The 6,464-nt window shown below is 58.3% G+C and carries 5 protein-coding genes; all 5 read right to left on the minus strand.

Features of this window, described 5'->3' with window-relative positions:
* Window positions 1-116 precede the first annotated feature (116 nt).
* Window positions 117-2,003 carry a sugar-binding domain-containing protein gene (locus tag ABIZ35_RS03385; RefSeq protein WP_348218462.1) on the minus strand — a complete coding sequence of 629 codons (1,887 nt, stop codon included), beginning with the start codon at window positions 2,001-2,003 and terminating at the stop codon, window positions 117-119.
* 305 nt (window positions 2,004-2,308) lie between these two features.
* Window positions 2,309-3,193 (minus strand): MBL fold metallo-hydrolase, encoded by an 885-nt coding sequence (locus tag ABIZ35_RS03390; RefSeq protein ID WP_348218463.1) that lies wholly within the window; start codon window positions 3,191-3,193, stop codon window positions 2,309-2,311.
* A 262-nt stretch (window positions 3,194-3,455) separates the two neighbouring features.
* Entirely contained in the window at window positions 3,456-5,075 is a 1,620-nt protein-coding gene (locus tag ABIZ35_RS03395) for a M12 family metallopeptidase (RefSeq protein ID WP_348218464.1), read from the minus strand.
* Between the two features lie 208 nt (window positions 5,076-5,283).
* Window positions 5,284-5,739, minus strand: a complete 456-nt coding sequence (locus tag ABIZ35_RS03400) for a hypothetical protein (RefSeq protein WP_348218465.1) — start codon at window positions 5,737-5,739, stop codon at window positions 5,284-5,286.
* 110 nt (window positions 5,740-5,849) lie between these two features.
* Window positions 5,850-6,275, minus strand: a complete 426-nt coding sequence (locus ABIZ35_RS03405; RefSeq protein ID WP_348218466.1) for a helix-turn-helix transcriptional regulator — start codon at window positions 6,273-6,275, stop codon at window positions 5,850-5,852.
* Window positions 6,276-6,464 lie beyond the last annotated feature (189 nt).

A 6,464-nucleotide genomic window follows, 5' to 3' on the forward strand; every position in this document is an offset into this window, starting at 1 on the left:
CTGCTCCCCAGGATGGGGACGGGGGCCGAAACCTCACGTCAAGAGCCATGTCGCTTTGAGTTATCAGCACCCACTTCCCACTGCGAAGCAGCTTGCAGGGAAGGGGGAATCGAAGTTTACTTCGATGGGGGGATAGGCGGCTCGTTTGCGATTGCGTCGGCGGCGTGGTATACGGCTTCGTTCGCGGCTTTGACCCGCGGGAAATCCATTTTTTCGACCTTGCGGTCGTAGGTCAGGAAGCCGTTCACTTCGTGTTCGACGTCGGTGGTCTGGGTGTAGATCGCGCCGCCCAGTCCCTTTTGCGTCACCAACGAAAGCAGTTCCGATTGCGCGCGCTCGAAGCGCTTTGTCAGAGCATCGACCGAGGGCTGCATCTCATACGCGTTGTTTTCAACGGGCCACATATGGCCGGGCGTGAGCATGCCCACGCCGCCGTATTCGCCGAGCGCGGCGGCGCGTGTGGCGCTGGGCTGCGGAGGATCGCCGGGGCCGATATAGATATGCAGGTCGTCGAAGTCGCCGTTCCCGGGATCGCCCGGCGCCGGACGGTATCCGGGCGCGTTGTTGTAACCGGTGTTGCCGTTGACCAGGCGGGTGGGGTCGAAGGACTTTGTCCAGGAGGTGATGCGGGGGACATCGTAAGCGCCCCAGTTTTCGTTGAACGGAACCCAGGCGACGATCCCCGGCGAGTTTCGATGCTGCTCGATGATGCGCCGCCATTCGCGCTCGAACTGAGGCCGCGTGCGCTCGGGCTGCTCCTCGGGATACCACAGCGAAGGCATGTCCTGCCAGACCAGCAGACCCAGTTTGTCGGCCCAGTAATACCAGCGCTGGGGCTCCACTTTGGCGTGTTTGCGCACGAGGTTGAACCCCAGTCGCTTGGTGGCTTCGAGATCGAATTTCAGCGCGGCGTCCGTCGGCGCCGTGTGGGCGCCGTCCGGCCAGTAGCCCTGATCCAGCGGTCCCATCTGAAACACAAATTTGCCGTTGAGCAGCGGACGCAGCTGTCCCGCCACCATCCCCAGGCCCACGGAGCGCATACCGAAGTAGCTTTGGACTTCGTCGATCACCTTGCCCTTGTCGTTGAGAGCCTGCACCTTCAGGTCATAGAGAAACGGATCGTCCGGCGACCAGAGGCGCGGCTTGGCTACCGAAACATCCAGCGGCTCGGAGGCGGTTCCAGTTGCCTGGCTGACGATCTTTCCCTTGCTTGACACGATGGCTTTGATCCGGTCGACCGGGCTACCAGACAGCGCCGCCTTCACCTGAACGCTGGAATGGCTCACGTCGGGAGTGATTTGCAGGTCTTGAATGGAGGACCCAGCCACAGGCTCCATCCAAACTGTCTGCCAGATTCCCGAGGTAAATGTGTAATCGCCCTGGGTCACACAGTCTTTCCCGCAGGAATGCCGGCCGTCATGAGTGTCCTGGGCGCCGACGACGATCTCGTTGCGGCCGCTGTGGAGAAAGTCGGTGATGTCGAATTCAAACGCGTCAAAGCTGCCTTCATGTGTCCCCGCGAGATGTTCGTTGACGAACACCGCCGACTGACACGCGACCGCGTCAAAGTGCAGCAGCGTCCGTTTCTTTCCCCAGGAACGCGGGATCGTGACGGTTCGCCGATACCACATGTTGATTTCCTGTTTCCGCATGATGCCCGAGAGATACGATTCGGGAGGATACGGCGCTTTGATCCGTTCGGTCTTGAGCGGAAATACGGGCAGGTGATGCTGTGGGTCCGTGGGATCAGGGCACGACGCGCCTCCCATGTAGTCCCATTCCCCGTTCAAATTCATCCAGTCTCGGCGCGTCATCTGCGGACGAGGATATTCCGGCAATGGTATCTTCGACGCCTTGGCGGCTTCCGTCCACGGTGTCGGCAGGAGCGCGACTGGCGCCCCGCTTTTACGATCGTCCTCCAGGTTAACGGCGTGGGCGGACAGTATGCTTGCGGTCAGGATGGCGCAGACGAGAGCAGAACCCGTGAGAAATTTCAAATGCATGGTTTGCCTTTTCAACGGTCAGAGGGATCTTATTGGGGTAGGTTGCAGGCCAGCGACTGGAAGTCGCGCCTGCAAGTGCGCTGATCGCCCAGAGGGCCCCCGACCTGCGTGGGTTATCTCATCATAACGTGGTAACGTGAAATTTTTATCAAAGCGTATATCATAGATGATATTGCGTTTCATGATGGACTTCGACACACGAGAAGCCAATAAGAAGGCCGGCGAATAAATTCGCCGGCCTTCTTACGTCGGTGCATTACGCCACGAAATCGGCAAAACGCATTATTCGCCATCCTCGCCGGCCGTTACCGCAGACTCGGCTTCCATTGGTAACCCACGCCGTCCTTCGCGATGCGGCCGACGCCGGGGTAGGGGAAGTGCGGGGCGAAGACGAGCGTGTGGCCGGCGGCGAGCTTCTTCAGGGTCGCCTTGCGCACGCCGATGGCTTCGGGCGAGTTTTCGTCGTACTTGATGCGCCACTCCGGCCGCTCCAGCGAGATGACCGAACTGTGCGCGGTGTCGCCGATGTCCATCAGGCTGGATTTTCCGGAAACGATCAGATACCCGACGCTTCCCTGCGTGTGGCCGTACAGCGCCACGGGAGTGATCCCCGGCAGGATGGCCTTGCCCGGCGTGAAGGTGACGACGTGAGATCCAATCGCCTTCACGACATCTTCTGACCCCTGGCGCCCTTGCAGCTCCGTCCACTCTTTTGCCGACATGCGGACCTTGGCGTTCGGGAAGGCGTAGCCGCCGTCGGCGTTCACCAGACCGCCGATATGGTCGCCGTGCGAGTGTGTGATAAGAACATCGGTGACGCTGGCCGGGGAGATGTGCGCCAGCGCCATGCTTTCCGGAAGGCTGCCCTTCGCCTTCGGGCCCAGGCCCGTATCGATCAGACCGTATCCCTTGCCCGTCTTGATCGCGAGCGCGTCCACGCTCAGCAGCAGTTTGTCGGTCGGCTTCCCCTTGGACGCGAGCACCTTCGAGACGGCGGCGGGGCCGACATCCACTCCGATCACCTTGCCGTCGTTGGGCATGAGGTTCTGCTTGTCATGCAGCGTTGTCACTTGGAGCTTGCCGACTTGGAATGGCTGCGCGGCGGCGCCAAAGTCCTGCGCGCCGGCGGGGACGCCCACGGCGCCCAGCGCCAGCGCCGCCGCTACAATCGCCATATTTCGTTTGATCATGATTCGTTCCTTCACAGATAGAAATCTAACAGGCCAGCGCCGGTCAGGACGCTGCTTGGGTGAGAGTACCCAGAATGGCGCGATCTGTGAAGTACGCACTTTAAAGTGCGATGCATGCTATTGGTTGGGGGCATTGCGATTGCCCCCCACAGGTGTGAGAGGGGACGAATCACACGAGCCCAAGGACCTTTAACTCTGTCCTTGGGCTCGCTGGTTGTACTTGCTTCGCTCCATCCGCGCAAGCGGCGCGGGAGCGATCTGATTATCGCATGCCTACGATGCTTGCGGTTGCGGAAATAGCTCCGTACGGATTGGTCACGGTCAAGTTTCCGTTGGTCTGGGCGACTGCGCCGTTCATCAGCCACACTTTTGTGTTGCTGCTGTTCGTGCTGTCCTGCCAGAGGATGTCGACTTGCCCGTCGGCGTTAAAGTCGCCTGTCCCGATCACTTTCCAATTGAGCGGATATGTTCCATACGGCTCACTGATCGTTTGATGACTTTGATCACTCAGAAAGTTCGTTTCGTTCATGTAATAAACGTTGAGAAGGCTGCTTTCCTGCTGATTTTGCCAGAGGATATCCGGCTGTCCATCGCGATTGAAGTCGCCGCTGGCGACAATTCGCCATGAGGCGGGGCTCGGCGCGGTTTGCGCGCTGAAGACCGTGATTCGATCATCGGTGGTCGTGGTGGTTCCATGCATGAGCCAGCATGTGATTTCTCCGGTGCTGGTGTTCTGCCACAGAAGGTCAGGCCGTCCGTCGGTATTGAAATCATTGACGCTGACGAGCTTCTGCGCGGCGGGCAGGACGCCGAATGGCTGGGTGATCGGGACGTTGTAATAGTGGGTGGCGCCATGCATATACCACACGACCATATTTCCCCCGTCATTCTGATTTTGCCACAAAATATCGGCCTGACCGTCATCGTTGAAATCGCCCGTGCCGGCAATCCGCCACTGGCTTGGAAGAGGAGCGTCCGTTCCCGACGCAATGGTGACGTTGCCGCCCGCCGTGGCCGCCGTCGTGTCCATCATCCAGGCATTCACGAGGCCCGTACTGGCGTCCTGCCATATCAGATCGTCTTTGCGATCGAAATTGAGGTCGAAGCGAGCCCGCTGCCCGTAAATACTCGCCACACCGGCCTTATCCAGCACGCTAAGATGAGTGGTGTGGCCGACGTTGTCGTAGTTCCAGTAACTGGAGTAAGGCGTTTTAATCGTGATTGTGGGTAGTGTATTGTTGGAGTAAGCGGTCAGATAGTAATGCATCACGGAATCGAAGTCATACGGGCCACGATCCAAGGTGTTATTGAGCTTTACGAAATCATGGGTATGGCTGGCGTCCATATTTGCAAAGTTGATCGTAACATAGTTGTCACGGTCCGCGCGGTTATGTTCATGAACTAAGCCGAGAGCATGGCCTAACTCGTGGCAGATGATATACCGATAGTCCCAGTTGAACAAATTCAGATCCTGTTTGCCTCCATTAAACCCAAGAAACGAATTATTGACACTGCTGTTATGGATCTGAAGGTAGGAGGTTTGGTCGGTTCTGGGAATAAAATGTACGTCCGTATATGCCTGCCATTGAACGCACGCCGCACGAAACCGCTCGCGATTGATAGGAAGCACGTCGCTGTCAAACTGATATGGGACATATCCCTGCCACCATTTTTTCACGGGGGCGAAGCCGCTGGGCGGCGGGGGCGTTCCTGGGACGGGCGGCTGCATGGCGGCGTACATGTCTGCGGACACTACCATGTCGTCGATGGTAACATCGGGGGATGTTTGCGCGAAAGCGCCTGTCGAAGAAGCCATAAAGACTGACTGGGCAAGAACCGCCGTTGTGATTGCGGCGGCGCTAAACCTTTTGTGGGTACGCATGATGTAATGGTCTCTCCGGTGTGATGGGGATAGGGCGGTGCAAGGAAACAAGCCCACCTATTGAATTTTAGCAGATTACTATACTAATTTCGACAAACATATTTAATTTAAGATAACAATTTTCGTATTTATTCTCCTTTCTGATTGCAATGTTTGATGGATGGGGAGGTACGGCGTGAATTCTTGAGCCTCTCATCTGCAATCTTCACTATGGCTGCCGCTCTTGCAGCGCTCCTCTCACGGCCCAGAACAGCGGCAGGCGCGGGAACGTCATGCGTTCGACTTCCTTGGCGACGAGATGGCGGTAGTCCTGCGGGCGTCGGCCTCCGTCGTAGTGGTATTCGCCGCACGCGTCGTCGCCGGGTGTGGGGTAGAGTTGAACGGCGAGGTATTCGGCGAGTTCGTGGCAGAGGATGCGCATGGTTTGGTAGGGCGTCAGCCAGGGGGCGAGAAAGACGGTGGCTCCCCAGGGATCAATATAGAGACGCCCGCGAAAGTGGCGGGTGTGGCGGCGGCACTCCCAGATTTCGATCCCGTGCTGCGCGAGCAGACGCCGCCAGCCGCGCTCGGATCGAGGCAGGCGTCCGCCATTGGCGCGGGCCATCATCGCCCGTATCTGACTCGCCGCCATTCCGATCGCCCATTGATCCATGTTGGTGTACATATGTTCCAAATAAGTGTAAAAGAAAAGCGCCCTTCGATTCAAAGAGCGCCCGGCGAATTCATTCGCCAGTTCGTACGCGCCGGCTCCTACCCGCGCATTCGCCGTGGCTCCTATGCACGCCCCCGCTGCCGCCGCAGCTGTTCAGCCTTGAAATGGTAGAAGTCGCGCGCCTCCTGGCGTAGGTTTTCGCGGTCTTCGTCGGTCAGGCCGTCGTCGGAGTTATAACCGGCTTCGAATCCTTCGTCGAATACTGGGTCACGCTCTAATTCTCGAATAGGCGTCGTCGCGTAGCCAGCCGAGGCGAGGGCGGCGCGCACGAGGGCGTCCTTCGCCGACGACGAGGCATTGTCGGGCGCGAGCGCCGCCGCGATCTGCTCCGCCGTGCGCTTGCGTGGGTTCAGCTTGCCCGTCTCAAACTTGGAGATCGATGCATTGCTGACGCCCGCTCGGTCCGCCAGCGCGTTGACCGACAGCCCCCGCGCCGTGCGCGCATCTTTAAGCCACGCCCCAAATTCCGTCGCCGTTGGTATCGTCATCAAGGTGAATCTCACGTGTCGCGATCGTTGAGTCTATTATTAACGATAAATTAATAAAAAGCAAGTGATATGGGAACAAATGTTTGCTATTTTGTGATGAGATGTGTTAATATAAAGTTATGAGATGTCTGCCTAACCCCCCGCCGAAGTAAACTTCGGCTTCCCCCTTCCCTGCAAGCTGCTCCGCAG

Origin of the sequence: Capsulimonas sp. (assembly GCF_039929585.1) — a bacterium.
Taxonomy (GTDB): Bacteria; Armatimonadota; Armatimonadia; order Armatimonadales; family Capsulimonadaceae; genus Capsulimonas.